Origin of the sequence: Gracilibacillus phocaeensis, assembly GCF_900626275.1 — a bacterium.
Classification (GTDB): Bacteria; Bacillota; Bacilli; order Bacillales; family Amphibacillaceae; genus Gracilibacillus; species Gracilibacillus timonensis.
In genome coordinates this window covers 225,754-251,142 of the sequence record NZ_LR131141.1, presented here as the reverse complement: position 1 = coordinate 251,142, position 25,389 = coordinate 225,754, and the positions used below count along the sequence as shown (strand labels likewise).

The following is a 25,389-nucleotide window of genomic DNA, read 5'->3' as shown; positions in this document are numbered from 1 at the left end:
TTGACTTTTCCAGTACATGCATCTGGTAAAAGTCTATATTTAAAGCATATAGCTTTAAAACAATAGTCAACGTCGGTTTATTCTTTTAACGATCCGATTAGTACCCCTTTAACAAAGTGTTTCTGTACGAAAGGATAAACCAGCATAATCGGAATCGTCGCCACCATCATGGTTGCCATGGATAATGACTTCCCTGTTACCTTGGCAACATTCGACATATGGGCAAGTGCTCCAGCGTCTAATTGGCTCATCTGTGACGTAACCGTGTTTGAATTTAACACTTGCCGCAACAGCGTTTGAATCGGAATCAAGTGCTCAGATGTGATATATATACTAGGAAAAAACCAATCATTCCAATGAAAGACAGCCGTAAACAATGATAACGTCGCAATAACCGGTCCTGATAATGGTAAAACAATACGAAAAAATATCTGCCAATTACCACAGCCATCAATCTTGGCCGACTCTTCCAGACCTTTAGGTAATTGCTGAAAAAAGGTCCGAAAAATAATCATGTTCCAGACCAATACCAAAGTCGGGATGATCATCGCCCAAAAGGAATCCATTAATCCTATCCCTCTTACTAATAGGAAGGTAGGAATTAATCCCCCACTAAAAAACATCGTTAGTAAACAAAAAATCATGAAAAAATGTCTGCCAATCAATTCTTTTTTAGACAATCCATACGCTAATAAAGCGGTTACAAGAACTGACAAAAAGGTTCCTATCCCTGTGCGCAATATAGTGATCAGAAAAGCATTAAGCAGACGCTTATCTTGAAACACTACTTGATAATTCTCCCAGGTGAATTCCCTAGGCCAGAAAGTAATGCCTCCTAACATCGTATCTTTTCCCGCGTTAAAGGAAATAACGAGAGAGTTCCAAAATGGATAAAACGTAATAAATGCTAAACCGATCAAAAACACATAGATGAATATGATCATTATGCGATCACTTAACGTCGGTTTAATCATAACTTCACCTCATTTCTTGTAAGTCCATTTGTTCGATTTACCATAAGCTATTCCCTGACCTTCTGGCCAGATAGTTAGCTAAGCTCAATAACCCTACACTGATAACTGCCTTAAACAACCCAATCGCCGTAGCATAGGAATATCTACCGCTCCCTATCCCTACACGATAGACGTAAGTATCTAAAACATCTGATACAGACCTCAAGATCGCGTCATCACCTAAAATCAATAGATCCTCAAAACCAGCGTTCAATAAATTACCCACTTCTAGAATAAAGAAAATAACGATAATCGGCATAATTGATGGAATCGTTATCAAAAATATTTGCTTGAACCTGCTTGCTCCATCCAATGCGGCAGCTTCATATAATTGTGGGTCAACCCCTGCAATGGCGGCAATGTATACAATAGAAGCAAATCCAATCGATTTCCATAAATTTGTTGATACAATAATCGTCCAAAAATATTCTGGTATCGCCAAAAAACTGAGCGGTTCATCGATTAATCCTGCCTTTTCCATGGCCATATTTAAGCTGCCATTATCTGTGGAAAGAATCGACATCGCAAACCCTGCGACGATAACCCATGATAAGAAATGTGGCAAGTACGTAATAGTTTGCACGGTTCGTTTAAATGCCATGTTCTTCACTTCATTCAACATAAGCGCTAACATAATCGGTGCTGGAAAACAGATTAGTATCTTTAAACCACTAATTACCATCGTATTTCGCATGATTTCCATAAAACGTGGATCATTAAAAAACATTTCAAAATGCTTAAAACCTACCCAAGGACTATTACCCATTCCATCAAAAAGATTATAATCTTGAAAAGACATCAAAACACCATACATCGGTATGTAATTAAATATAAAAATAAATAATAGTCCCGGAATAACCATAAGTTGCAAATCCATTTGTTTCATATACCGAAACAAAAAGGGCTTCTTTTTATTTGATCTTCCTTGTGATAACACCATTTCCGATTTATCTTTCATTTTACCCCTCCATTCTTTAATTATAGTTGACTAGTCCAAAAATCATAAACAAAAAGTTAAGATAACTATACCAGTTTGTTTTTAACAAATCAATCCCAAACTTTAAAAAAATATATTTCAACGTTGTTTAAGAAATAAATTCACATTTTATTCAAAAAAAGATTGACATATATCGGGTTTTTTTTTAGAATTAGGTAATGTAAGGGATTTCATATATTGGCCAGAAAGGAGGTTCGCAGTAAATTTACTATAATTCTGTTTTTTGTCTATTTTATTGGTATAGACATCTAGTTATTAAAAAGTGAGAGGAGTATTATATGACAGAACAAGCAGCTATTTTACCAGTAAAGATGATGAAAGTAAGCTTGATGACGATTGGTTTATTTCTTATTTCTTTAGCCTTTGCCTCGATGGTTTCCGCTCACGGCTATGTGAATAACCCAGAAAGCCGGGCTGTTCTTTGTGCAGATGGTGTAAATAATGATTGTGGTGCCGTTATTTATGAACCTCATAGTCTTGAAGGACCGGGCAATTATCCAGAGCAAGGGGTGGCGGATGGACAAATTGCTAGTGCCGGTGGTGTGTTTCCTAAATTGGACGAGCAGTCTGAAAATCGTTGGGCTAAAGTTCCTATGTCAAGCGGTGATTTTACCTTTGAATGGACATTAACTGCTGCCCATGCCACAGAAGATTGGGATTACTACATTACCAAGGAAGGTTGGGATCCTAATTCACCATTAGAGCGTTCTGATTTTGAACTATTTTGTACGTACAACGATAATGGACAGCGTCCTGGTTTTACAGTAACACATGATTGTGACATTCCTGAACGTGATGGCTACCATGTTATTCTCGCTTATTGGGAGGTTGCTGATACCGCAAATGCTTTCTATCAAGTAATTGATGCCAATTTTGACGGAGATTTCGTCGAACCTGGCGATCCCGATGAGCCAGGTGAACCTGGCGATTTGCCTGATCCGTGGGATGCCTCTCTCGTTTATGTCAATGGGGACCGAGTAAGCTATCAAGGTGCTGTTTATCAAGCGAGATGGTGGACGTTAGGCGAGACGCCAGGAAATGCCTATGTTTGGGAATTAATCAGTAATTAACTTGTTTTCAAATGTAAATACCTCTTTTTATATTAAATGGATGGAGTATATGCATGAGGCATATGCTCCTTTTTTATTGATAGACCAATCCTTTTATAATCAAAATGTGGTCGGTAAAGGGAGCGGTCTGGTTTTTACCCGGTTTCTTAATGTTTCTTTTCACTTATCACTCCCCTATAAATTCAACTGTCGCCCTATGTCGATTGACTATACAAAAACTTTTCCTGCTCATAGAGTATAGTGTTCACGATATTTATTTCCAAGAGGAGTGTGGATAGAATGGGTAGTGTTACACATGATTGTGTTTGTGATGTCGTAAGGGCGATCGCAGAAGCACAGGAAGACGTTGCTGATCAGCACTGCGACGTCAGCTGTCACCGTTCGATTAGAAATTTGGTTTCTCCAGATTCCGGTAATGGTTACGATACCGTTCCTTTTATTCTTTATAATAAGAAGGGCGAGCCATTTCGCGGTGTTGGAGCAGGGATTGAAAGCAATGGTACAGCTACGTTCTCCTGTGTAGAGAGCTTTGTCTTCCGGGTAAGTGAAGTGAATGACTGCTGTGCTATGTTGGAATTGTTAGTGTTTGATGGCGACAGTGCAACGGGTGATATGCCTTGTGATCAAATTAGCGGCGAGGCAGTAAGCAGCCTTGAGCGTACGGGCATTTGTATTACCGTCGACTTAAGCTGTTTCTGTGCCATCTCCTGTTTACCTGCTGTATCGTTGTTGTAATGCCCCTATGCAGCACCAAGACTTCTTGGTGCTGCTTGGCATTATTTTCCCTCGTAAACCTCTTTTGAAATGAAAATCTCCTGATTCCCTGACACATATGGTGCAATGGCATACTGCTGAAATACGAGTGTGATGCCATCATCACCAAAATAAAATGCCGTATCCTGTGTTAATGGAATATCTTCGCGTTTTAAATCAGGATAAAATACATCTGGTCTAGCAATCGCATACTCCCAGACATAATCCCGTACTGCCTCTATTTTTTCTTCATTGTTTAATATATCTGTTACATATACTCGTTTTTTTGCTTTTTCATCGAAATTAAATGATTGAACAACCGTATTGCCATGCGCTCCGCCGCTAAACATATAATTGCTCGTTAAAATACTTAACAAAGAGGCTTGATTATACTTTACTTGATAATCAGTTTGATACTCTGCATGAAAATCGTATTGCTCTGCTTCCTTTTCATTGTTACGCATCTCTTTATAGGATTGCTTGATATATTGTTCAAATATCCCATTAATTTTACCCTCAAAAGACTGGTTATCCATTTCAGATACTTGAGGATATTTTAATTCTACTTTATCCTTAAATAGTTGATCGGTTACTAAGGCTGTTTGATCTTGTGCCATTACCACGGAAGCATGACAGACAAAAAACAACAGGGCTGCCATCACAAGTATTCTTTTTTTCATTCTTATCTCCACCTTCTTATTTGTTTGGCATTTTCGTTTGCTTGTCTCATCTATACACATTTTTCTCTCTATGTAGATATTATGTCTCAAATCAAGTGAAAAAATGTGTTAAAATACCTTATATTCAGAAAGGAGTTTATTATGAAACGTAAAGGTAAAATGCAGCATTCCACGATCTATAGCACATATCTGGATGAAGAAATAGAAATCAAATGGTATATTCCGGAAGCATTCACTCCGTTTAACGACTATCAATTATGTGTGATGCAAGATGGGAACGACTATTTTCAAATAGGAAAAGTTGCAACGCTCAGTGATCGGTTACATGAGTCCATGGAAATTGAGCCTACCATTTTCATGGGAATTCATTACCAAAATAAAGAAGATCGTGCTCAAAAATATCATCCAAAAGGGACCAAACAAACAAAATATATCGAATTTTTGGTTAAGGAAGCCATCCCGTTTGTTGAAGAACAGATACATATTACTCCTGTTCGTCGTGCCTTGTTAGGCGATTCCCTAGCAGGAACATTGGCATTAATGGTAGCAAGTCAATTTCCGAGTACATTTGATACAGTGATGATGCAATCACCGTATGTGAATGATCAAGTATTAACAAGGGCGAAACGGGCACATACCTATGCCCACTTGGCCATTTTTCATTCCGTCGGCACCGAGGAACAGGATGTAGATACGACCATGGGAGAGCGACTGGATTTTCTCCATGGGAACCGCTTATTACATGATGTGTTGGCAGAACAGCTTTCTCAATATCATTACCATGAATTTCAAGGCAATCATACCTGGACATACTGGCAGCAGGATTTAGAAAACATGTTAAAGACAATGTTGGCATAAGGAGAGGGGACAAACGATGGAAATCATCGAGGCAAAAAATGAAAAAGTGTTAGCTGACGGCTACAAGGTGCGTTTTGAGGTCTTTGTCGATGAACAACAAGTACCAAAGGATCTGGAAATAGATGAATGGGAAGAAGCAGCCACCCATTTTGTTGGTTATAGAAATAATCAGCCGATCGCCGCCAGCAGAATGCGTTTTGTCGATCAATATGCAAAAATGGAGCGAATTTGTGTGGTAAAAGCACATCGCAATCAAGGACTTGGCAAAGAGTTACTGCTCTTCATGGAAGATGTGGCTAAAAAACAACAATATACGAAAGCAAAATTAAATGGCCAAATACAAGCAGTAGACTTTTATCAACATTTGGGCTATCACATCGTGTCTGATGAATTTTTGGATGCTGGTATCCCTCATGTTACCATGGTAAAACAACTCCTCGATTAACTCCGAGAAGCCTCAGCGTTACACTCCGCTGCGGCTTTTTTCTTTTCTTTTTTTCAAACAGATTTCGTTGGTATGTAAATCCCTTTTTGGAACACCCTAAGGAAATATACGATAACCCTAATGATAAAAAACACCATTTAACTGGAGAAGGTCTATTGGATGCATATTGCACCATTAACCTTCTTCCCTCTTTAGCCAGATAAATTTTTCACCAATTCATGCTGCGACATTCTTGATTGGAATAGAAAGGAGCATAGCCATGCATTATGGTTCAATTTTTATAGAAACACTGTTTGGTTTTGTCATGCTGTTTCTCTTGACGAAGGTACTTGGAAAAACACAAATCAGACAACTTACTGCCTTTGATTTTATTTCTGCCCTTATATTAGGTGAACTAGTCGGGAATGCGCTATATGATAATGAAGTGGGCCTGATGGATATCGGCTTTGCCATTCTGCTATGGGGAACATTGCTCTATCTCACTGAGTGGCTCACCCAAAAATTCAAAAGAACAAGATCCTTATTGGAGGGGCGCCCTTCACTTGTTATTCATAAAGGCAAATTGCAGTACGAGGAAATGAAGCATGGAAACCTGGATACAAATCAACTGCTCCACCTATTACGCTCAAAGGATGTTTTTTCGATTCAAGAGGTGGATTATGCCGTACTGGAAACCGACGGAACGGTTTCAGTATTGAAGAAGTCGACCTTTCAACAACTGACTCGCCAAGACATAAACCTAACACCGGAAGAGGTAGTCCTGCCTCGTATGCTAATTAATGATGGAGAAGTGATCTGGGACAGCCTTGAAGAAATCGGTAAGGATAAGGACTGGTTGATACAGGAGTTGGCAAAGCAAGAAGTGTCTGATATACAAACGATCTTCTATGCGGAATATGTAAAAGGACAAGAACTATACCTTCAAAGCTATTAATACATGTACAAACAGCCCAACTAGACTGCTGGGCTGTTTATGTGTGCATGAAGCCCTTTTATAAACATTTAAACTGTCGCCTCAAACCTTCTTCCTTTCCCTGTTATTTCAGCGGAGACCGTTTCTTGCTGCATAGGGTCATATTTTTGCGAGGTACTGGCTTGTTTTTTTCTTTTCGATCGTTCTTCTCTTGCCTTTTGGTGTTCAGACATTATTTCATAATATTGCCGATCAAATTGACTTGGGTATAACTTTTCTACTGTATAAGGAATTCGCTTGGTTTGGGTAATACGGTTTTGATACTGTTGATACTGATAATGATCTACTGGTATGATATAACCCATCTTATTCCCTCCCCAGCCCCTTGTTTTATTGTCTTTTGTATTCTATACCCGCTTTCTTCTATAAATAATCCTATACGTTTTTCGAACATGACAAAGAAGATAGGCTACCGCCTACCTTCTAGCTAAATCCATGAAAATGGTGGTCGATTTGGACGATCATCTGATTCCTCGTTTTCGTGCTTTTCGTGATCATCCTCTGCTTTGACTTCTTCTACTTCTTCCGCTTCCACCTCGCGCTCTCTTCCCCTGAAAAAAGGATCACGATGGCGTTCTGGCTCGATGCGAACATTCTCTGCCTTAATCACTAGATCCTTAACATGAATGACTTTCTTGTTCTCAGACAATGGGTTCCCTCCTTACTATCATACATAGTTGAAAAATGAATATGATCGATACATCTTATGCAATCGACAATGATAGGTGCTAAAAACCAATAATGTCTATTCTTTTTATCTGTTCTATCGGAACGGTTACTGGTTGTGCCTTACTGCTTATCCTTAATGTCACCATATCTTGTTGATAGTCTTGGATAATCCCTAGATACTTTCGTTTTTCTGTCATAATTTCACACTTTGCCCTTGGTACATGAGATGGCTTAGCAGCAAAATAAGTAACCTTTTCTTCTATTGTCATGTCTTTTACTTTTTTCTTTTTTGCTAACGGCTGCTCTATTTGATTTGCTGCCACGCGGGATGGTTTACCCTCCGATTGGTAGCTGCTTTGCATGCGGCGGACGGGCTTGGTGAAATCAGGCTGTGCAATATACAATTTGGGACTTTCTTGATCTTCTTTAACAAAAGCCATTATCATGACCCCTTTCACTCTTCATCTGTTCCATTATATGTTATCTGCCTAGACTTGGTGAGACATTTTCTCCATTTTTTCTTTAGATGGGTGACAATCGTCTATACGCTTGCTGTGTTATCGCCATACATTAATATTGTGACAAAAGCTTAGTAAAAGGAGTGTTTTTTAAATGGGAAAAGTAGATAGTTGTCAACAACAACCAGAGAGCAATAATGATTGTGTCTGTGAAGTAGTTCGCGCCATAGCCGATGCTCAGGATAATGTCATCGATCAACATTGTGATGTGAGCTGTTCACAATCAATTCAAAACTTGGTATCTCCAGGGAGTGGCAATGGGTTAGATACGGTACCTTTTATCCTATATAATAAAAAGGGGCAGCCATTTAAAGGATTCGGTGCCGAAATTGATGGTTCTTCCCGACGTTTCGAGTGCTTCAGTTCTTTCGTTTTCCGTGTGAGTGAAGTAAATGATGACTGCTGTGCTGTATTGGAGTTATTGGTGTTTGATAATCAGGATAATGCCTGTCACAGTCCTTGTGAACAATTAGATAATGAAGAAGTGCAGGATTTGGAGCGTACAGGTATTTGTATCACAGTAGATTTATCTTGTTTCTGTGCGATTACTTGTTTGCCGGCTGTTTCAGTATTATAAGATTCAGCCAGGTGTCTGTCACCTTCCTTTAGGCTGTTGTATTTCTGTTTTTTTGCTTAACACAACATGTGTATCGTCCTTTCTATCTGGAAAGGACTTTTTTATTTTAAGAAAATAGGCGATCCATGGCATAATAGGATTTAGAACGATATTGACCATGAGCTCATCGGAAGTGCAGTTGCTTCTTTGAGTTATCTATAAAAGAACGGGCGGGTTTAAGCACAATTTTCTCCTCGACTAAGAAAATATCTATTCTCTATTATCCTGTTTCAATGAGGATTTTTTATCTATTAACAAACCGTTTATTTTCAGTTATCATTTTATACGTTAAATCCATATAATCCTAAATATGTTATAGTTGATTTATATTTCTGTTGACGATAATTACGAATAAATGCAATATTTTTTAAAGTAGCTGCAAGGTGCATGGTGATGATAGTTAAGGTCATTCCTCTAATTATCATTGAATAATTAATACTTGAATTCATATATGAAAGTTTGCTAGAATACAAAACGTTATGTTCAAAAACGAATAAAATGTGATATTAAGGGTAAGGTATACTGTGGACTTATACAACATGGAAAATTCATGGCAACCAGAAAGGATGATTCGATGAAAAAAGTATCGCCAGTGTTTTATATCTCGTTAGCTATCTGTCTAGCATTTATCATCTGGGGAATAGTCCCCAGAAGTGTATGGCCAACATGGAATCTTGATCATATTACTGGTCTTATTCAAGGTTTCTTAGTTACTCGTTTTGGTTGGTTTTACTTGTTAATTGCAACGGTATTTGTAGGTTTTGCTATCTTTCTTATCGTTTCTAAGTACGGTAATATTGTCTTAGGAAAGGATTCCGATAAACCTGAATATAATTATTTAACATGGTTTGGTATGTTATTTAGTGCAGGAATGGGAATTGGTCTGGTTTTCTGGGGGGCTGCGGAACCTATTTCACACCTACATACACCTCCCTATCCGACCGCAAATGAGGCGGAAGCAGCACGTGTTGCTATGCAGCATAGTTTCTTCCATTGGGGCTTTCACCCATGGGCTGTTTATGCGACACTAGCTTTGGCATTGGCCTATTTCCAGTTTCGAAAGGACGAGCCTGGATTAATTAGTAGTACCTTAAAACCGTTATTTGGTAATAAAATGAATGGCGGCTTCGGTACTACGATTAACGTGATTGCCGTTTTTGCTACCGTATTTGGTGTGGCAACTTCTTTAGGGCTTGGTGCACAACAAATCGGTAGTGGTATTGAATTTATTACCGGCTCTGTTACGAATACCATTGGTCTACAGTTAATTATTATTGCAGTTGTTACCGTATTATACATGACTTCAGCCTTGACAGGACTGAATAAAGGGATTAAATATTTAAGTACCACTAATATTGTGGTAGCTATCCTATTAATGTTATTCCTATTATTTGCAGGTCCTACTAATTTTATTATGAATTTCTTTACAACTACCTTAGGTTCCTATGTATCGAATCTCCCAGAAATGAGCTTTCGTATGGCACCATTTAGTGAAGACAATTCAAGCTGGTTACAGGACTGGACTATCTTTTACTGGGCATGGTGGATCGCTTGGTCACCGTTTGTCGGGACTTTTATTGCCCGTGTATCACGAGGACGTACGGTACGTGAATTTGTCGTAGGTGTATTATTAGTCCCAACCATCTTTGGTGGATTGTGGTTTAGTGTCTTCGGCGGTTCAGCAATTTCCCTTGAGATGGAGCAAGGGGTCGATATTATGGGTGTCATAAACGACCTAGGTGAAGAAGCAGCATTGTTCACCTTACTAGAAAATGTACCTTTTTCTATCTTGCTTTCTATCCTTACTGTTATATTAATTAGTACCTTCTTTATTACGTCAGCCGATTCGGCAACTTTTGTATTAGGTACACAGACGATGAACGGTACACTAAACCCTAGCTTTCAAATCAAAGTCGTTTGGGGTATCATTCAATCCGGTACTGCTGCCGTGCTATTATGGCAAGGTGGGCTTGGTGCCTTACAAACCGCTTCGATCATTGCGGCCTTTCCGTTTGCGATCATCATGATTATGGTTATTCTATCAATTGTGAAGGCATTTAGAGAAGAGGCTAGACAATATACACTCCGAAGCGGACCGAAAAAAAGACAAAGAGCGGAAAGATAATATAAAAAACCAAGGCTTTGATCAGCCTTGGTTTTTTATTGACGTAAAATCCTCACTCAATAAATCGATCTTTATCCTCTGGTTTGGGTATCATACAGTGTTCGCTTTTGCCAAACCAACGATAACGGTTATTGGCAATCATTCGATAGATCGGATCACGAAGGAAGCGAGGAATCAATCGAAAAACGGTCAAAAGAGGATAGAGACGATACAAAGAAGAAACTATTTTCAAAGCCGCCGTCGACTGTTGGTAATAGTCATCTCCTTCGATCAAGATCAAACTATCCAGATCAGCAGATATTTGATATTGTTCAACCAGCTGTTTGCCAACCTGACTTTGCAGTGAGGCAAACTGGAATTTCACCTTCGGATCACGCTTAATAACAAATTGTACACTGCCATTACAGAAATTACAGACCCCATCAAACAAAATAATCTTCTTCATTATCGCTTCACCCCTTTCTTACCTCTAGTGTAAAACAACCCTGCACCATTCGTAAATGATACAGGGTTGTTTTGCTAAACGTGTTCTAATAGTTGACGCAGTTCCTCTGCGTATTGAGCTGAACCTGTTACTACTAATCGATCTTGCAAGCGTAATTCCGTCTCACCATGAGGGACGATCGAATCATGGCCGCGGAATATCCGTACCATAATGACATCTCCTGTAAATGGAAATTCCCTCAAGCGCGTTCCTTCATAGCGGCTATTATTCATATTAATTTCATAGAGCGCACTTTCCTGTTGTGTAAAGATATTCGCTACATTTGGTGATTCAATCAAGGCCTTTAATAATGTCTTCGTAGACAGTATAACAGAGAATACATCTACCCCAATCTCCTTTAATTCCTTCTCTACCACACTTGTTTCAATACGAGCGATCACTCGTTCCACTTCTTTTTCCTTAGCAAAGCTGGCAATTTCTTTATTCTTCACTTCATCTCCAGTAGTGACCACAACGATATCATGTTCAAACACACCGCTATCTTCTAGTGTAGTCAAATCATAGTTATCTAATTCATTAATATGAAAGGCGGAGCGTGTGACCTTATCATCATCCAGCTTTTCTAACTTGGTATGGAATAAATGCGCCTCGAAATCATCGGCATCTAGCTCCCGAATAACGGGCATTGTTGCTTGATTAATACCAATAAAAGCAACCGATAACTGATGGTCCGCTTCTTCTTGATTGACATAAAATTTCTTAAAGAGTGCAGGTGTGATAATGCAAGATAATACCGCCACCAACACAAGTGCCCCATGCATTTCACTCGTAATAATCTCCATTCTCTCTCCAATGGTCGCCGCTGCAATCACTAAGGATAAGGTGGAAGTAAGCAACATACTTGCTGCAATAACAGTATTTGTGTCATACCACTTCTTTAGTATAGCAACTGGAATCACTTTCGACACGAGCAAAGCTATGAATAGAAGTGGAATAAGAATTAAGACTCTCGGCTCTTCAAAAAGTGCCCATAAATCTAATTCTACCCCTACCATCACAAAGAAAATTGGAATGAAGAAACCATAACCAAAACTATCCAATTTTTGAATTAATTCTTGGTTTGGTGATAATAAGGACACCAAGGCACCTGCTAAGAATGCACCAAGAATATTTTCTGCCCCTACCGATTCAGATAAAGCAACCAAGAACATAATCAGGGTAAACACTGCTCGTGTCCCGATTTGAATCGTACCCTTGGACATTGCCTCGACAAAGGATTGCTTGCGGAAATAGTTCCCTAGGAAATACAGCAAAATGCCAACAGCAAAAAGAATCAGCAACAACCACATATTTCCGGTCCCTTCACTGTAAAAGGAAACAAATACAGCTAAAAGAATCATAGTAGCTAAATCAGCAATGACCGCAATTAATAATATCGTTTGTCCAACGGTTGTTTGCATCGCTTGCGCTTCTTTAAGCGTCGGTACTACTACCCCTAAGGATATGGTCGAAATGATTAATGTCATTAAAAATACATTATCAATAAAACCCAACACAACAAATAAATAGGATAATAAAAAGGAAACGATAAAAATCCCCACAAAAACTAAAGACGCTAAGGCAACGGGATTGGGCATATTTTTCTCATCACCATTTTTCACTTTGCGTTTTTGTCTTTTACTCGAAAAGATGGTGAAATCTATCTCCAGTCCACTTAAAAACATGAGAAAAATAAAGCCCAATGTGGATAATATCTCTAGCCAATTGCTTTCATCTACCAAATCAAAACCGCTATAGCCTATAATGAGACCGATAATAATCTCAGCTACTACAACGGGAAGGAATTTTATCTTTAAACGATGTAAAATGAGCGGTGTTAATAAAGCCGCTACTACTACAATCAATAAAGAGCTAACTGATTCTCCGTGTTCCATATCTCCCGTAACTCCTTCCAAACTAAATTAAAAAACTCATAAATGCCGTTGCCAGACCAAAATAAATAAAAATGGATATTAAATCATTAAGTGTGGTAATAAATGGCCCAGAGGCAACTGCAGGGTCAATATTTAGGCGGTGCATGATCAAAGGAATCACAGCACCAGAAATGGTTGCTACTAAAAGGGTAGCCATAATGGAAATGCCCACTAATAAACCTAAGAAGAAGTCGCTATACCAGAAGGCAATTAGCAAGGTAATAATCACACCACATGAAAGACCTGTGATAACACCTGTTTTCGCTTCTTGCCAAATAACCGAGGCCTTCCCTCTCTTATCCATCTCCCCTGTTGAAATACTTCTTACAGCAACCGCTAAGGCTTGTGTACCTGTATTACCAGCCATACCAGCAATTAAAGGAATAAATACAGCCAATATCGCCACTTGTTCTAATGTCGCCTCAAAACGCCCGATTACACTCGCCGTCACCATTCCTAAAAATAATAAGATAATCAACCATGGCAACCGTTTCTTTGCTGATGAAATAGCCGTGTCACCACTGCTTTCCACATCAGAAATACCGGCCAGCTTGGAATAGTCATCGCTTGCCTCTTCTTCCATAACATCCATAATATCATCAACGGTAATGATCCCTAATAAATGGTTTTGAAAATCAACTACTGGCAGGGCTAGAAAGTCATAGTCACGCATCATTTGAGCAATATCCTCTTGATCTTCTCCCGCTGGTACCGAAACCACTCTTTCACTCATCACTTCATGAATCTTCAGCGACCCTTCAGCAATGATAAGGTCTCTTAAGGAAATAACCCCGACCAAACGCTTATAGGAATCCACTACATAAATATAATAAATCGTCTCTGCGTCTGGAGCTTCTTTACGCAAATGCCGCATTGCTTCCTTGACCGTCATCTCTGTATGAATCACGACAAATTCTGTCGTCATAATACTTCCAGCTGTTTTCTCTTCAAAGTGCAATAACTTCTTAATCTCAGCAGAAGACTTTGGCTCCATAATCGTTAGAAAGCTGACCAATTTATTGTTATCTAACTCATTTAGAATATCTACTGCATCATCAATCGACATAAATTCCAGCACTTTGGCAGCAAAAGCAGGCACCATTTCCGTAATAAAGGTGGTAACTAAGTCATGATCTACATTCTCAATTACTTCTGCCATTTCTTCCGGGGATAAATATGAATAAATTAAGAAACGAATCTCCTCAGATTGTTCTTCGAATATTTTGGCTTGATCATAGGGATGTAATGCCAAAAACTCGGCACGAAACTGACTGATTTGTTCGTTAATCAGTGCCTGTTCTATTTTATCCCACATTGCCATTCGCTCCTGCTTTTCTAAATGTTCCATGATCTCAACCCCCTGTTCTAAGCAAGTCTCTTGTTGTTCTCTTCCTTCATTTGTTTCATCAGGTGAAACTTCATGCAGGGCAGGGATTCTCCCCACTGCATGTTAGTTGAAGCAATGAAATCATTACTGACTGTTAGACACCCTCATTAGAAACGTTATTTCTTGAAGGGAGGTTCTGACAGCCAGTTACACTGCAATAAAACAAATAAGATGTAAACAGAATAACACAACTTGAAAAAAAATACGTAAATTTTACACCTTTTTTGGCAAAACTAAATACTACCAAGCCCAAGACGAAAACTTGAAACAAAGCAAGCAAAAATAGCTAGATAAGTTGAACTTATAAATGTAACAAAAACCGTGTTATAAATAAGTCTTTGCTCCCATTATTTCTTGATAATCTAGTTTGATCCATTCGTGTGAATGACCATTCACACGAATGGATCAAGAGCAAATATCAGATCAATGAGAGATTATTTCATTCAACTTACCTATATTATTTCTCAAAAAACTATTTTTACACTATACTAGACATAGTCTACTATTTTCAAGAAAGAAAGGTCAAAAAAATGTTTGAACAAAATAATAAATCAAAGATTGACTACGCCTTAATATTAATTGTTATTCTACTTGCCATTATTAGCGTATTTACCTTATATACCCTCAATCCCTATTTAAACCAAAACCCTTTATACCAGAATATGTATTTAAAACAAATCGTATGGTATATTGTTGGTTCTATGATCGCCGCCGTTATGATCGTGTTTGATTACGATAGGCTTCGGCAAGTGTCGATTATACTTTATGGTTTAGGGGTACTGTCACTTGTTATGTTATATTTTCATTTTCCTCCTGGCATTGCCACCACCGTAAATGGTGCCTGGGGTTGGTTTAAATTCCCTATAATAGGGACCTTACAACCAGCTGAATTTATAAAAGTTTTCTTACTTATTTTTCTCGCTCATCTGATGGCCATCCATAATGAAAAATATCCAGAGCACACCATCAAAATGGACTTATGGTTACTAGCAAAAATGGTCATTACTGCTCTTATACCAATGGCCTTTCTAGCACAACAGCCAGATTATGGTGCAGTACTTGTATTAGGCGCCATCACCATTTGTATGATCTTAGTATCAGGTATCAAATGGCGTATCATCTTGGTAATAGGAGGAAGCATCTTTATTGGTTTCGTTGCCATGATTTATCTTTATTTACACTATACGGACGCCGTCAATCAGTTCTTTTATGATAACGGAATGTCTCATATTGTTTCTCGTTTTCAAGGTTGGCTAACTCCTGATGAATTTGCCCAAGATGGTGCCTATCAGGTTGTCAGAGCGATGCTCACTATCGGTTCTGGTCAATTGATTGGCAAAGGTATTGGAGGCTTTGAAATGACAACCCGAATACCAGAATACCATACGGATATCATCTTCTCTGCAATTGCCGAGCAATTTGGTTTCTTTGGCTCCAGCATTTTGATACTGGTTTACTTTTTACTTATTTATCGATTGATTTTTATCGCCTTAAAGTGTAAAGACCCGTTCGCTACTTACATGATTACTGGCATTATCGGTTTATTTACCTATCAAGTATTTCAAAACATTGGCATGCTTGTACAACTTCTTCCTGTAACGGGTCTGCCGCTTCCCTTTATTAGTTATGGAGGGAATTCCATTTTAACGTACATGTTAGCGATCGGCATCGCCTTAAGCGTCTATTATCATACCAAAGATTATATGTTTGATGAATCATAAATTCAGACAAAGAAGGGAATGGAGCTAATGAAGCTAGATATTATCGGAGATATTCATGGGTGTTACCAAGAGTTAACTAGCTTATTGACAAAATTAGGTTATCGATGGCAGAATCGCAAACTTGTTCACCCTGACCATCGAAATCTCGCCTTTATTGGTGATTTAACAGATCGTGGTCCACAATCACTAGAAGTCATTCGACTTGTTTATGATATCGTTGTGGATCAGAAACAGGGATACTATGTGCCTGGTAACCACTGTGACAAGCTTTACCGTTTTTTCCTCGGTAATAACGTCCAGCAAAGACATGGCTTGGAAACTACCGTCGCAGAATGGGAACAGCTTGATGAACATGATAAACAAGAAGTAAAAGAGATGATGTTGACACTCTACCGACAAGCGCCACTTTATCAGTCATTCGATTCGCTTCATACCATTATTGCCCATGCCGGTATCCCTGAAAAATATATTGGTCAGCATGGCGGGAAGGTAAAAACCTTTGTATTATATGGTGATATCACTGGGGAGACATTACCAGACGGACGACCAGTAAGAAGGGATTGGGCCGCTCATTATCATGGAGATAAATGGATTGTATATGGACATACACCTGTCCTGGAGGCTCGTTTCGTGAATAAGACGGTCAATATTGATACAGGCTGTGTTTTTGGTAACAAGCTAACCGCTTTTCGCCTTCCAGAAGAAACGATAGAAGAGGTATCCTCTCATTTACCTTTTATAGCGGAACGTTTTCAGTGAATGGAGGCTGGTCCAAGAAGGAAGGGAGGCTTAGCGGATTGAATGCAAATAAACCCGTTAATATAGTAACCATACTTAGTAACCGTTGAAATATTGTGTTGTATTTCTTTGATAATATTGCCAGGCTGCTTTCATATCCTCTGCTATCGGCAGTTCAAAGGTCATTTTTTTCTGAGTAACCGGGTGGTCAAAACGAAGATACGTGCAATGCAGTGCCTGTCTTTTTAAAAAGGAAGTATCACCGCCATATAGGCTATCGCCAATCAACGGATGACCTACGGATGAAAAATGGACACGAATTTGATGGGTCCTTCCCGTCTCCATCTTCATCTCTACTATGGAAATCGACGTTCCTTTTTCTATCACACTATAATGAGTAATGGCACGCTGTCCTTCTTCTGCTACCTCGCGTTCAATAATTGAACCTGGCTTTCTAGCGATAGCTGCCGATATGGTTCCCTCATCATTTAATAAATGTCCAGAGATGATTGCCTGATATCGCCTGTTCACCTTATTGTGCTGTTGCTGTTGAAACAGAATGGAATGACTATAGCGATGTTTGGCCACTAATAGTAACCCTGAGGTGTCCCGATCTAACCTGGTGACTACATGGACCGTATATGGAATCTGTTGTTGATCGTAGTGATGAATAATACCATTCGCAAGCGTACCCTCAGGGTGATACACAGAAGGTACGGTTGGCAAAAATGGTGGTTTATTTATCACTAATACATCTTCATCTTCAAATACAATGGTAAAAGGAATAGCTCGTGCAAATAATAACCTACTGCGCTGTTCAGGCGGGAAGGTAACTTCTACTTGATCTCCCTCTTTTAGTAGGTAGCGAACCGTCACTTCCTGATCGTTTACCACCAGTTTACCACCATTATATTTTATATCGGTTAACATCCGCCTTGAAATATTCCTTGTACTTCTAAGATAATCTCTTAACAAAAGTCCTTTGTTTTCTTGATTGATTTTCCATTTCACCATTCTTCACCTTCATCGTTTAAGATCGTTCATCAGAAATAAAGGAATCATGCACCCTCTTCCAAAAAGGAAATGGTCTAAATCTAGCAAATCGAATCTTCTCATTGGCCACACGACATTCGATACGGGCAACATTATTATATACTTCCGTCATATGATCAATCGTAATCAAAAAATTTCTCTCATGATAGATCGGCAGAAATTCACAGACATGGTGTTTCGGCAAAATTAATGGAGAACCAATCGTCCGGTAAACACGATTATTAATCGATGCCATTTCTGTAATTTGTAAAGCATTTAAAGAAGGATGCAGGATAGCGCCACCTAATGCCTTGTTATAAGCTGTACTTCCAGAAGGGGTGGAAACACATAGGCCATCCCCGCGAAATCGTTCAAAATGCGCCCCTTTAATATGCACATCCATTGCCAAAGTACCATCTGCAGACTTGACCGAAACCTCATTTAAGGCTAAAAAATGTCTATATTCCTCGCTGCCTACTGGATGAATTTTAATATCGAGCAAGGGGTATTCCACTACCTCAAAGGGGCGTTTCGCAATATCAATAATCAGCTTTTCTACTTCTTCCGGTACCCAATCCGCATAAAAACCGAGATGCCCGGTATGCACCCCGATAAACGCTGTATCTTTTAAGCGATGTTGATAATCATGAAAAGCCTGCAAAAAAGTACCGTCCCCACCAACGGAAATAACAATATCTGGTTCCGTTTCATCATAATCAAGTGTAAACCCTTCTAAATATTGCTTCATTCTGGCTGTAATTGCTTCTGATTTACCGTCGTCCCTTGATAGAATACAAAACCGCATCGTCCGCTTCCCTCCTTATTTATGGTTTATTTTATCCGTTCGAAATATACGCTGCGCTTCTTGGATTTCATCTTTAATTTTGGACATCTCTTCATCCAGTTTAAAGGCAGCTTCAGCCGCTCGTTTTAAACGCGCACTGATTCGTTCCGGTATCTTCCCTTCGTATTTATAGTTGAGGGAATGTTCATTCGTTGCCCAAAAGTTCATCGCCAAAGTGCGAATTTGTATTTCAGCAATAATTTTGCGCTCACCATTAATCATGTCTACTGGATAAGAAATAATCAAATGATAAGATCGATAACCACTTTCTTTTTTATGATTAATATAATCGCGTTCTTCAATTACTTCAAAATCATTACGTGATTTCAAATGGGACACAATATCATCAATGTCATCAACAAATTGACAAACAATCCTTACCCCTGCAATATCTTGCAGTTCTAATTCAATGTCCTTTATATGTATATTTTTTCTTTTCATTTTTTCTTTAATGCTGGAAATAGGTTTCACTCGAGCTGTAACAAATTCAATCGGTGAATGGCTTGATTCATGCTCAAACTGTACTCTCATTCCTTTCAGCTTAACCTTCAATTCCTCGACCACTTGGGCATAAGGTGCCAAGAAGTTTTTCCAATCCATGGTCAGCACCACCTATTTTACATGTTTTTTGTGATAGTCCGTTCCTTGTTTATGACAAGTGTAATGTTTGTCATCTGTCTTCATTTTACCATATAATATGATAAAGAAGGAATAATAGACGTTTACTTCTTCTTGAAAAGGTTGCGAAAAATCTATTTACTCCTTTGCTGCTAAACTAAGCGTTTCATAGACAGGAGAGGTTTTCCCGTATTTCTCAACAACCTCTTATAATAAACTCCAAAGGGTAGGTGAATAAAATGACAAAGGAAATCGAGATCGAATTCAAAAATATAATTACGAAAAACGAATATCAGTCATTAATGGAACATTTCCCATCTTGCCATTGGCAAAGAACACTTCAAAAAAATTATTATTTTGAGACAAATGATTTTGCCTTAAAGGCTTATGGGTCCGCCCTGCGCATCCGAGAAAAAGAACATACATTTCAACTAACATTAAAAACACCTAATCCAGATGGGGATGGTTTATTAGAAGTACACGCCTCATTAACACGGACAGAAGCACAGCAATGGATAAACGGATCCATCCAACCAAAAGAAGGAGTATCGGAGGCCTTGCTGAGAATGGGTATCCATCCCAATGATTTATATTATGGAGGCATGCTTCAAACAGAACGATTCGAATGTAGCTATAAAGAAACAAACCTTGTTTTGGATAAGAGTCAATATAATGGTGTATTAGATTATGAATTAGAAGTAGAAGCAGACAGCAAGGCTTATGGCGAATCCATCTTCCAAGACATCTTACAACAATTAGACATTCCCAAAAGAAAAACGGACAATAAAATTGCACGTTTTTATCAAACGTTATCGTCTAACCAATAGGTCAATGGAATCCATTATTTTGTAACAGTTTCCTTTTACCAAACGGCTGTTTAACCGTTCCAACCTCTGTTCGATAACAGCGCTTTTCCTTTTTTGTCAAGGATTTAGCCTTACAATCACATCATTTGATTGTTTGATATAAAGGCTGTTACAATATAGAAACAATAATGATAATGACTAGATTGGTAACAATGAACGAGAAAGGTTTGGAAAATAATGAGAGATACTACAACTTCTCTTTACCATGCTATTGGTGGAGAGGAAACAATCAAGAGATTAGTAGAAGCCTTCTATGCCAGAGTAGCGCAGCATCCTGAATTAATTCCGATTTTTCCTGATGACTTTACCGAAGTTGCAAGAAAACAAACGCAATTTTTAACTCAATTTTTTGGCGGGCCTCCACTCTATATTCAAGAACATGGGCATCCGATGCTGAGAAAACGTCATTTGCGTTTCCCTATTACACCATCAAGACGTGATGCTTGGTTGTCGTGTATGGAAGAAGCGTTAACGGCTTCCGAAATTGCAGAGCCATATCGTAGTGCTATGTTTGAGCGGCTCACATTAACAGCCAATCACATGATGAATACACCCGAACAGAAAGGAGAATCATTGTGAATTGGAAATATGCCGGATCTTGGAACAAGCAGGATCGCAACCAAACAACGCATTATCATTTTATTGATATTTTAAAAAAACCTATTGAAATATATATATTTATTGATCCATTATGTCCAGAATGTTGGGCGTTAGAACCTTATATCAAGAAATTATCTATTGAATACGGTCGTTTTTTTACGGTTCGTACCGTTATAAGCGGACAGGCAGATAATTCCCGTAGAGAGATTTGTGATAAACCTCGGCAGTTAAAGGATATTTGGGAAAAAACAGCTAGTCGAACAGGAATGCCTTGCGACGGAGATATTTGGATGGAAAATCCTATTCATTATCCAAGATTAGCTTCCATTGCGATTAAAGCTGCAGAATTGCAAGGAAAAAAGGCAGGTAAACGATTCTTAAGGAAACTACAGGAAATGGTTTTTTTGGAAAAGTTGGATATCTCACAAGAGCATGTATTATTAGATGTTGCTGACCAGATTCACTTAGACGTGGAAGAGTTTCAAGAAGACTTATATTCGTGCTCATCCAAGAAAGCACTGAAGTGTGATCACAAAATCACAAAAGAAATGGAAGTCGATGATTTGCCAACAATGGTTTTCTTTAATGAATCAGAAGACGAAGCAGGCTTGAAGATCTCTGGCACTTTTCCTTATGAAGTATATGTTAAAATTCTCAAGCAAATGTTACAAAAAGAGCCTCTCCCCGCAAAAAAACCGAAATTATTAGATTTTATTTCTTATTATCATTTTGTGGGAACCAAAGAAGTGGCAGTTGTCTACGATTGGTCCATCGAAAAGGCAGAGAAAGAAATGAAAAAACTACAATTAAAACAGCTCGTAGAGAAAGTTCCTGTCAAATTCGGCTGTTTTTGGAAATATGCGAAATGAATAAAGAGGAGTTGTTTAAACAACTCCTCTTTATTCCTATAGATAAGGGATGGGAGATAAATCAAGTCAAACAAAATGGGGTATGATTGTTTAACTTACTGTAACTATATCAGACCTATAACAAAGTATCAATAACTTTGTTCATTGTTTCACAAAAATGTCACGATTACCATCTCTTCTTCTCCATCTTTCTCTTTTTTTGCATGATTGTCAGCCCCAATGCATACCTTTACAATAAAATATCCTTTATACAATTACCGATAAGATGGAATATGAATTTGATGCTTCAAGTCAATTGTTATTAGTAGTGTAGACTAGCGTTAGATAATTAGTCAGAAAGGTGGATAGATAATGAAATTGTTATTATGGCTTATTCCATTGTTTGCGTTTATTTTAAACATCTTTGGTCTCATGCAAATGATTCCACTTTATCTCACCATACCACTATTATTCATCTCCATCTACACTACCATTTATTTCTATCAGCACAAAAAAAGCTTCAAAGGATTCAAAAGCCTCACTCGATGATCGAAAACGGAAAAGCAGCCAATGTGTTGGCTGCTTTTCTGTATATCTATTTCACTTCTTCTAAAAGCCGTTCCATTTCTTCTAGTTTCTCTTCAAATACTTTTAAAGCATTTTCAACCGGAGTGCGCTCGGTCATATCCACACCAGCCTGTTTTAATACTTCAATTGGATAATCACTGCTTCCTGCCTTTAAAAAACCAAGATAGCGTTCAACAGCTACATCCTTCTCTTCAGTAATCTGTGCCGCTAGCGATTGAGCAGCAGCATAGCCAGTAGCATATTGGTACACATAATAATTGTAATAAAAATGTGGAATCCTGGCCCATTCTAAACCAATCTCTTCGTCTATGACCAAATCATCTCCAAAATATTGTTTGTTAAGGTCATAATATACCTCTGTTAAACGATCTGCAGTTAAGGCCTCTCCTTCTTGTGCCAACAGATGAATCTTATGCTCAAATTCAGCAAACATGGTCTGTCTAAATACCGTCCCGCGAAACCCTTCTAAAAAGTGATTCAACAAGAATAATTTTTCTTTCGGGTCTTCTGTATTCGCCACTAAATATTCATTCAGTAACGCCTCATTACAAGTAGAAGCCACTTCTGCCACAAAGATGGAATAATTACCATAACGAAATGGCTGGTTTTCATGTGTATAGTGGCTGTGCATCGAATGACCAAGTTCGTGTGCTAATGTAAATAAATTATTCAAATTATCTTGCCAGTTCATCAAAATATATGGATTCGTTCCGTATGCGCCGGAGGAGTAGGCGCCGCTCCGCTTTCCTTTATTCTCTTCCACATCAATCCATCGCTCCGTGAATGCCCGCTGTAACACATTTAAATATTCATCACCAAAAGGTTGCAATGCCTTATGAATAATCTCTTGCGCCTTTGGATACGAATATGTCATATGCACATTCTTGACCAACGGGGTATACAAATCATACATATGGAGTTCGTCTATATCAAGAATTTTCTTGCGTAAAGCAACATAGCGCTGTAATAACGGCAACCCGTCATGTATGGCCTCCAGCAAATTATCATATACCGCTTCAGGTATATTATTTTTATTAAGGGCAGCCTGTCGGGCGGACTCATAGTTTCTCATTTTAGCGTAGAAATTATCCTTTTTCACCGTGCCTTGTAAAGTCGAAGCAAAGGTATTCTTAAAGCTGCCATACGTATTGTACATCGCTTTAAAAGCGTCTCGTCTCACACGTTGATCCTTTGATTCAAGGAAATTGATATACCTACCATGTGTGAGATCCACTTGATTACCATCTGCATCCTCAATAGATGGAAATGTTAAATCAGCATTATTAAGCATGCCAAAGGTTTGTGAAGCATTATCGGTTACTTCAGAGGCTTCTGCTAATAACGCCTCTTCCTCTTCTGACAACACATGTGGGCGTTGACGATTAATTTCATCAAACGTGTGTTGATATTGTTGCAATCCTTCATGCTGCTGCACATATTGTTGTAATGTTTGCTCATCCAGCTTTAGCATTTCTGGTGTAATAAAACTCATTGTACTGGAAGCCTGTGTAATTAAATTCTCCGCCTTCCCATTTAAGGCTTGATAAAAAGAATTGGTGGTATCCTGATCATATCGCATATGCGCATATGTATACAATTTGCTTAGCCTTTCCGACACCTCATCTTGTAGTTTTAATAACTGATAGAGATTCTCTGCACTCTCCTGCAATTTACTCTGAAAATCAGCAAATTTGGGTAATAATTGTTGAACAGCCTTCCATTCTTTTTCCCACTCTTCATCAGTAGCAAAGATGTCTTCCAATCTCCATGTATACTTCTCTGGTATTTCTTCACGAGCTGGTAATGCCTTTTGTGCTTTCGCCATCTAAATCTCCTCCTACACATACATTATTATTTCTTTCCTTATTATAACTTATTTTACGCTAATTCATACAGTACTATGATTGATTAGGTATTGTTCTTGTTTGATTGGTTGCAACACCGAATATTTTATTAATAACTGAAAATATTCCTTAATAGGATCCACATCTTCTTTAATGAAAGGGAATTTACGAGGTGAAATGTAGTATTCATACATAAAATGCCTGGCTTCTGAGAGAGAAACACTTCTATTCTTTCGTAACAAATCAACATAAAGTCGAGATTGCCATATCCAAGGTGGTACTTTCATTCGATATTGCGAAACAATGGGAAGATATACAAAATGAGGTAGGGTGGCAAGTTGTAGCTGATGTAAATAAAGCCACTGCCGCCACATCGTTTCTTGCTGATGATGGACAGAGACAGGGTGATGAATCCAAGTTTTTTTCTTCTTCTGCCAAAAATCTCGGAATGCTTGAGCGGCACGATAGTGAGGATGAAAAAGATCTCGCCACGTTAGTTCAAACAACTTTTGGGCCTTCAACGCTCCGAAAGTCTGTGTTTTAGTGAGAAAAATAACATCCTGATATTGGATCATTTGTTTCGTATTGGAACAATAATAATAAATAGACAAGGGATAATTGGGGTGAAACTGATAAAGGAAGGCATGTTCTGTAGTAGTAATACGTAAAGAATTGGCTGAAAGGCGCCGCATTCTGTTTCCACCTAAAATCCAAATAGGTATAATATTGACTGATCGATATCCAGCCGTTCGATCTAGTATTTCTTCGCTAGAAATTCTGGCACATTGATATTCGATCGCAATTCGTTTATCAGCCAAGTGCAAGAGAATATCTGCTCGTTGCTTAATCTCTTCAACATAATATTCTAAAAACACTTGATATCCTTGATTCTTCAACCATACGTAAATATCTCTCTTCCCTGTTTCATGATAAAGGCTCTCTCCAGACAAATCACAATGCGCCTCTCCTTTATGGGCAAAGTGGGCAATGTTTTTAGTACCTGCCCGCAATAATAATTGCTGTTGACAAGCCGGGCAATAAAAGGTTTCCTTCCTCATTTGTTGGAGTTTCTTTCGATTAGCATTCCATACAACCACAACCTCCCCTTTTTGATTTACTGCCTGTAACATAAAAAACACCTCCATGTATAATGATTCTACATAGAAGT

Annotated in this window: 27 protein-coding genes; 13 read left to right on the top strand and 14 right to left on the bottom strand. The window is 38.5% G+C overall.

The genetic code is table 11. The features are described 5' to 3' along the window. Positions 1-77 precede the first annotated feature (77 nt). A complete protein-coding gene (locus E0E32_RS01655) occupies positions 78-974 on the bottom strand; it encodes a carbohydrate ABC transporter permease (RefSeq protein WP_066187154.1) in 897 nt (298 codons plus the stop codon). A gap of 37 nt (positions 975-1,011) precedes the next feature. Then, the gene (locus E0E32_RS01650; RefSeq protein ID WP_066187406.1) at positions 1,012-1,953 is read right to left on the bottom strand and encodes an ABC transporter permease; all 942 of its coding nucleotides are present in this window, start codon (positions 1,951-1,953) and stop codon (positions 1,012-1,014) included. A 335-nt stretch (positions 1,954-2,288) separates the two neighbouring features. On the opposite strand from E0E32_RS01650, the gene E0E32_RS01645 reads away from it, so the two are divergent. Together E0E32_RS01645 and E0E32_RS01640 are read left to right on the top strand one after the other, a co-directional pair. After that, positions 2,289-3,080, top strand: a complete 792-nt coding sequence (locus E0E32_RS01645) for a lytic polysaccharide monooxygenase (RefSeq protein ID WP_066187153.1) — start codon at positions 2,289-2,291, stop codon at positions 3,078-3,080. Between the two features lie 279 nt (positions 3,081-3,359). After that, positions 3,360-3,815, top strand: a complete 456-nt coding sequence (locus E0E32_RS01640; protein WP_066187151.1) for a CotY/CotZ family spore coat protein — start codon at positions 3,360-3,362, stop codon at positions 3,813-3,815. A gap of 41 nt (positions 3,816-3,856) precedes the next feature. Here the strand turns inward: E0E32_RS01640 and E0E32_RS01635 are convergent, their stop codons facing one another. Continuing rightward, complete coding sequence (locus E0E32_RS01635) at positions 3,857-4,513, bottom strand: DUF3298 and DUF4163 domain-containing protein (RefSeq protein ID WP_066187150.1); 657 nt, start codon at positions 4,511-4,513, stop codon at positions 3,857-3,859. 141 nt (positions 4,514-4,654) lie between these two features. Here E0E32_RS01635 and E0E32_RS01630 point away from each other — a divergent pair, with 141 nt between their 5' ends. The 3 genes from E0E32_RS01630 to E0E32_RS01620 all read left to right on the top strand — a co-directional run bounded on the left by E0E32_RS01630 (position 4,655) and on the right by E0E32_RS01620 (position 6,750). Further along, a complete protein-coding gene (locus tag E0E32_RS01630; protein ID WP_066187146.1) occupies positions 4,655-5,371 on the top strand; it encodes an alpha/beta hydrolase in 717 nt (238 codons plus the stop codon). A 16-nt stretch (positions 5,372-5,387) separates the two neighbouring features. Continuing rightward, positions 5,388-5,816, top strand: a complete 429-nt coding sequence (locus E0E32_RS01625) for a GNAT family N-acetyltransferase (protein ID WP_066187143.1) — start codon at positions 5,388-5,390, stop codon at positions 5,814-5,816. A gap of 259 nt (positions 5,817-6,075) precedes the next feature. Further along, entirely contained in the window at positions 6,076-6,750 is a 675-nt protein-coding gene (locus E0E32_RS01620; RefSeq protein ID WP_066187141.1) for a DUF421 domain-containing protein, read from the top strand. A 68-nt stretch (positions 6,751-6,818) separates the two neighbouring features. Here E0E32_RS01620 and E0E32_RS01615 read toward each other — a convergent pair whose 3' ends face one another. The 3 genes from E0E32_RS01615 to E0E32_RS01605 form a co-directional block, all read right to left on the bottom strand. After that, positions 6,819-7,094, bottom strand: a complete 276-nt coding sequence (locus E0E32_RS01615) for a hypothetical protein (protein WP_066187140.1) — start codon at positions 7,092-7,094, stop codon at positions 6,819-6,821. A 122-nt stretch (positions 7,095-7,216) separates the two neighbouring features. Beyond that, on the bottom strand, positions 7,217-7,438 hold the full coding sequence (locus E0E32_RS01610) for a hypothetical protein (RefSeq protein ID WP_066187138.1): 222 nt from the start codon (positions 7,436-7,438) through the stop codon (positions 7,217-7,219). Positions 7,439-7,517: 79 nt separating this feature from the next. Then, positions 7,518-7,898 (bottom strand): CotO family spore coat protein, encoded by a 381-nt coding sequence (locus E0E32_RS01605; protein WP_066187136.1) that lies wholly within the window; start codon positions 7,896-7,898, stop codon positions 7,518-7,520. A gap of 172 nt (positions 7,899-8,070) precedes the next feature. Here E0E32_RS01605 and E0E32_RS01600 point away from each other — a divergent pair, with 172 nt between their 5' ends. Together E0E32_RS01600 and E0E32_RS01595 are read left to right on the top strand one after the other, a co-directional pair. Next, positions 8,071-8,553 carry a CotY/CotZ family spore coat protein gene (locus tag E0E32_RS01600; RefSeq protein ID WP_066187133.1) on the top strand — a complete coding sequence of 161 codons (483 nt, stop codon included), beginning with the start codon at positions 8,071-8,073 and terminating at the stop codon, positions 8,551-8,553. Between the two features lie 613 nt (positions 8,554-9,166). Further along, the gene (locus tag E0E32_RS01595) at positions 9,167-10,717 is read left to right on the top strand and encodes a glycine betaine uptake BCCT transporter (protein WP_066187131.1); all 1,551 of its coding nucleotides are present in this window, start codon (positions 9,167-9,169) and stop codon (positions 10,715-10,717) included. A 52-nt stretch (positions 10,718-10,769) separates the two neighbouring features. On the opposite strand, the gene E0E32_RS01590 is transcribed toward E0E32_RS01595, so the two are convergent. The 3 genes from E0E32_RS01590 to mgtE all read right to left on the bottom strand — a co-directional run bounded on the left by E0E32_RS01590 (position 10,770) and on the right by mgtE (position 14,483). After that, positions 10,770-11,162 carry a thiol-disulfide oxidoreductase DCC family protein gene (locus tag E0E32_RS01590; protein ID WP_066187130.1) on the bottom strand — a complete coding sequence of 131 codons (393 nt, stop codon included), beginning with the start codon at positions 11,160-11,162 and terminating at the stop codon, positions 10,770-10,772. A 74-nt stretch (positions 11,163-11,236) separates the two neighbouring features. Continuing rightward, complete coding sequence (locus E0E32_RS01585; RefSeq protein WP_066187129.1) at positions 11,237-13,096, bottom strand: monovalent cation:proton antiporter family protein; 1,860 nt, start codon at positions 13,094-13,096, stop codon at positions 11,237-11,239. 22 nt (positions 13,097-13,118) lie between these two features. After that, positions 13,119-14,483 (bottom strand): magnesium transporter, encoded by a 1,365-nt coding sequence (gene mgtE / locus E0E32_RS01580; protein ID WP_066187127.1) that lies wholly within the window; start codon positions 14,481-14,483, stop codon positions 13,119-13,121. Between the two features lie 569 nt (positions 14,484-15,052). Here mgtE and E0E32_RS22550 point away from each other — a divergent pair. Together E0E32_RS22550 and prpE are read left to right on the top strand one after the other, a co-directional pair. Continuing rightward, positions 15,053-16,243, top strand: coding sequence for an FtsW/RodA/SpoVE family cell cycle protein (locus E0E32_RS22550; protein WP_286171626.1), 1,191 nt, complete (start codon positions 15,053-15,055; stop codon positions 16,241-16,243). Positions 16,244-16,270: 27 nt separating this feature from the next. Next, positions 16,271-17,002 carry a bis(5'-nucleosyl)-tetraphosphatase PrpE gene (gene prpE, locus E0E32_RS22545; RefSeq protein ID WP_286171625.1) on the top strand — a complete coding sequence of 244 codons (732 nt, stop codon included), beginning with the start codon at positions 16,271-16,273 and terminating at the stop codon, positions 17,000-17,002. Between the two features lie 75 nt (positions 17,003-17,077). Here prpE and E0E32_RS01570 read toward each other — a convergent pair whose 3' ends face one another. From E0E32_RS01570 to yjbM, 3 genes are read right to left on the bottom strand one after another with little or no spacing between them, the layout of a single operon-like run. Further along, positions 17,078-17,995 carry an RluA family pseudouridine synthase gene (locus E0E32_RS01570; protein WP_066187121.1) on the bottom strand — a complete coding sequence of 306 codons (918 nt, stop codon included), beginning with the start codon at positions 17,993-17,995 and terminating at the stop codon, positions 17,078-17,080. Positions 17,996-18,011: 16 nt separating this feature from the next. Continuing rightward, positions 18,012-18,818 carry an NAD kinase gene (locus E0E32_RS01565; protein ID WP_066187119.1) on the bottom strand — a complete coding sequence of 269 codons (807 nt, stop codon included), beginning with the start codon at positions 18,816-18,818 and terminating at the stop codon, positions 18,012-18,014. A gap of 15 nt (positions 18,819-18,833) precedes the next feature. Then, positions 18,834-19,457, bottom strand: coding sequence for a GTP diphosphokinase (gene yjbM / locus E0E32_RS01560; RefSeq protein WP_130858748.1), 624 nt, complete (start codon positions 19,455-19,457; stop codon positions 18,834-18,836). Between the two features lie 257 nt (positions 19,458-19,714). On the opposite strand from yjbM, the gene E0E32_RS01555 reads away from it, so the two are divergent. The 4 genes from E0E32_RS01555 to E0E32_RS21970 all read left to right on the top strand — a co-directional run bounded on the left by E0E32_RS01555 (position 19,715) and on the right by E0E32_RS21970 (position 22,338). Next, positions 19,715-20,302, top strand: a complete 588-nt coding sequence (locus tag E0E32_RS01555) for a CYTH domain-containing protein (protein ID WP_066187117.1) — start codon at positions 19,715-19,717, stop codon at positions 20,300-20,302. A gap of 216 nt (positions 20,303-20,518) precedes the next feature. Next, on the top strand, positions 20,519-20,920 hold the full coding sequence (locus E0E32_RS01550) for a globin domain-containing protein (RefSeq protein WP_066187113.1): 402 nt from the start codon (positions 20,519-20,521) through the stop codon (positions 20,918-20,920). Beyond that, the gene (locus tag E0E32_RS01545; RefSeq protein ID WP_066187111.1) at positions 20,917-21,810 is read left to right on the top strand and encodes a ClpXP adapter SpxH family protein; all 894 of its coding nucleotides are present in this window, start codon (positions 20,917-20,919) and stop codon (positions 21,808-21,810) included. The genes E0E32_RS01550 and E0E32_RS01545 overlap by 4 nt, the downstream gene beginning before the upstream one ends. A 351-nt stretch (positions 21,811-22,161) precedes the next feature. Then, the gene (locus E0E32_RS21970; protein ID WP_162840587.1) at positions 22,162-22,338 is read left to right on the top strand and encodes a hypothetical protein; all 177 of its coding nucleotides are present in this window, start codon (positions 22,162-22,164) and stop codon (positions 22,336-22,338) included. Between the two features lie 46 nt (positions 22,339-22,384). Here the strand turns inward: E0E32_RS21970 and pepF are convergent, their stop codons facing one another. Beyond that, on the bottom strand, positions 22,385-24,202 hold the full coding sequence (gene pepF, locus E0E32_RS01540) for an oligoendopeptidase F (RefSeq protein ID WP_066187108.1): 1,818 nt from the start codon (positions 24,200-24,202) through the stop codon (positions 22,385-22,387). Positions 24,203-24,265: 63 nt separating this feature from the next. Then, positions 24,266-25,351 carry a competence protein CoiA gene (locus E0E32_RS01535; protein WP_165444918.1) on the bottom strand — a complete coding sequence of 362 codons (1,086 nt, stop codon included), beginning with the start codon at positions 25,349-25,351 and terminating at the stop codon, positions 24,266-24,268. Positions 25,352-25,389 lie beyond the last annotated feature (38 nt).

Bases quoted from the DNA above. Each gene is read 5' to 3' on its own strand.
- E0E32_RS01625 (WP_066187143.1), top strand. From the start codon at position 5,388: ATGGAAATCATCGAGGCAAAAAATGAAAAAGTGTTAGCTGACGGCTAC.
- E0E32_RS01650 (WP_066187406.1), bottom strand. From the start codon at position 1,953: ATGGTGTTATCACAAGGAAGATCAAATAAAAAGAAGCCCTTTTTGTTT.
- E0E32_RS01630 (WP_066187146.1), top strand. From the start codon at position 4,655: ATGAAACGTAAAGGTAAAATGCAGCATTCCACGATCTATAGCACATAT.
- E0E32_RS01640 (WP_066187151.1), top strand. From the start codon at position 3,360: ATGGGTAGTGTTACACATGATTGTGTTTGTGATGTCGTAAGGGCGATC.
- E0E32_RS01550 (WP_066187113.1), top strand. From the start codon at position 20,519: ATGAGAGATACTACAACTTCTCTTTACCATGCTATTGGTGGAGAGGAA.
- E0E32_RS01595 (WP_066187131.1), top strand. From the start codon at position 9,167: ATGAAAAAAGTATCGCCAGTGTTTTATATCTCGTTAGCTATCTGTCTA.
- E0E32_RS22550 (WP_286171626.1), top strand. From the start codon at position 15,053: ATGTTTGAACAAAATAATAAATCAAAGATTGACTACGCCTTAATATTA.
- E0E32_RS01565 (WP_066187119.1), bottom strand. From the start codon at position 18,818: ATGCGGTTTTGTATTCTATCAAGGGACGACGGTAAATCAGAAGCAATT.
- E0E32_RS21970 (WP_162840587.1), top strand. From the start codon at position 22,162: ATGAAATTGTTATTATGGCTTATTCCATTGTTTGCGTTTATTTTAAAC.
- E0E32_RS01655 (WP_066187154.1), bottom strand. From the start codon at position 974: ATGATTAAACCGACGTTAAGTGATCGCATAATGATCATATTCATCTAT.
- prpE (WP_286171625.1), top strand. From the start codon at position 16,271: ATGAAGCTAGATATTATCGGAGATATTCATGGGTGTTACCAAGAGTTA.
- E0E32_RS01635 (WP_066187150.1), bottom strand. From the start codon at position 4,513: ATGAAAAAAAGAATACTTGTGATGGCAGCCCTGTTGTTTTTTGTCTGT.
- pepF (WP_066187108.1), bottom strand. From the start codon at position 24,202: ATGGCGAAAGCACAAAAGGCATTACCAGCTCGTGAAGAAATACCAGAG.
- E0E32_RS01570 (WP_066187121.1), bottom strand. From the start codon at position 17,995: ATGGTGAAATGGAAAATCAATCAAGAAAACAAAGGACTTTTGTTAAGA.
- E0E32_RS01620 (WP_066187141.1), top strand. From the start codon at position 6,076: ATGCATTATGGTTCAATTTTTATAGAAACACTGTTTGGTTTTGTCATG.
- E0E32_RS01555 (WP_066187117.1), top strand. From the start codon at position 19,715: ATGACAAAGGAAATCGAGATCGAATTCAAAAATATAATTACGAAAAAC.
- E0E32_RS01590 (WP_066187130.1), bottom strand. From the start codon at position 11,162: ATGAAGAAGATTATTTTGTTTGATGGGGTCTGTAATTTCTGTAATGGC.
- mgtE (WP_066187127.1), bottom strand. From the start codon at position 14,483: ATGGAACATTTAGAAAAGCAGGAGCGAATGGCAATGTGGGATAAAATA.
- yjbM (WP_130858748.1), bottom strand. From the start codon at position 19,457: ATGGATTGGAAAAACTTCTTGGCACCTTATGCCCAAGTGGTCGAGGAA.
- E0E32_RS01605 (WP_066187136.1), bottom strand. From the start codon at position 7,898: ATGGCTTTTGTTAAAGAAGATCAAGAAAGTCCCAAATTGTATATTGCA.
- E0E32_RS01600 (WP_066187133.1), top strand. From the start codon at position 8,071: ATGGGAAAAGTAGATAGTTGTCAACAACAACCAGAGAGCAATAATGAT.
- E0E32_RS01615 (WP_066187140.1), bottom strand. From the start codon at position 7,094: ATGGGTTATATCATACCAGTAGATCATTATCAGTATCAACAGTATCAA.
- E0E32_RS01585 (WP_066187129.1), bottom strand. From the start codon at position 13,096: ATGGAACACGGAGAATCAGTTAGCTCTTTATTGATTGTAGTAGTAGCG.
- E0E32_RS01645 (WP_066187153.1), top strand. From the start codon at position 2,289: ATGACAGAACAAGCAGCTATTTTACCAGTAAAGATGATGAAAGTAAGC.
- E0E32_RS01535 (WP_165444918.1), bottom strand. From the start codon at position 25,351: ATGTTACAGGCAGTAAATCAAAAAGGGGAGGTTGTGGTTGTATGGAAT.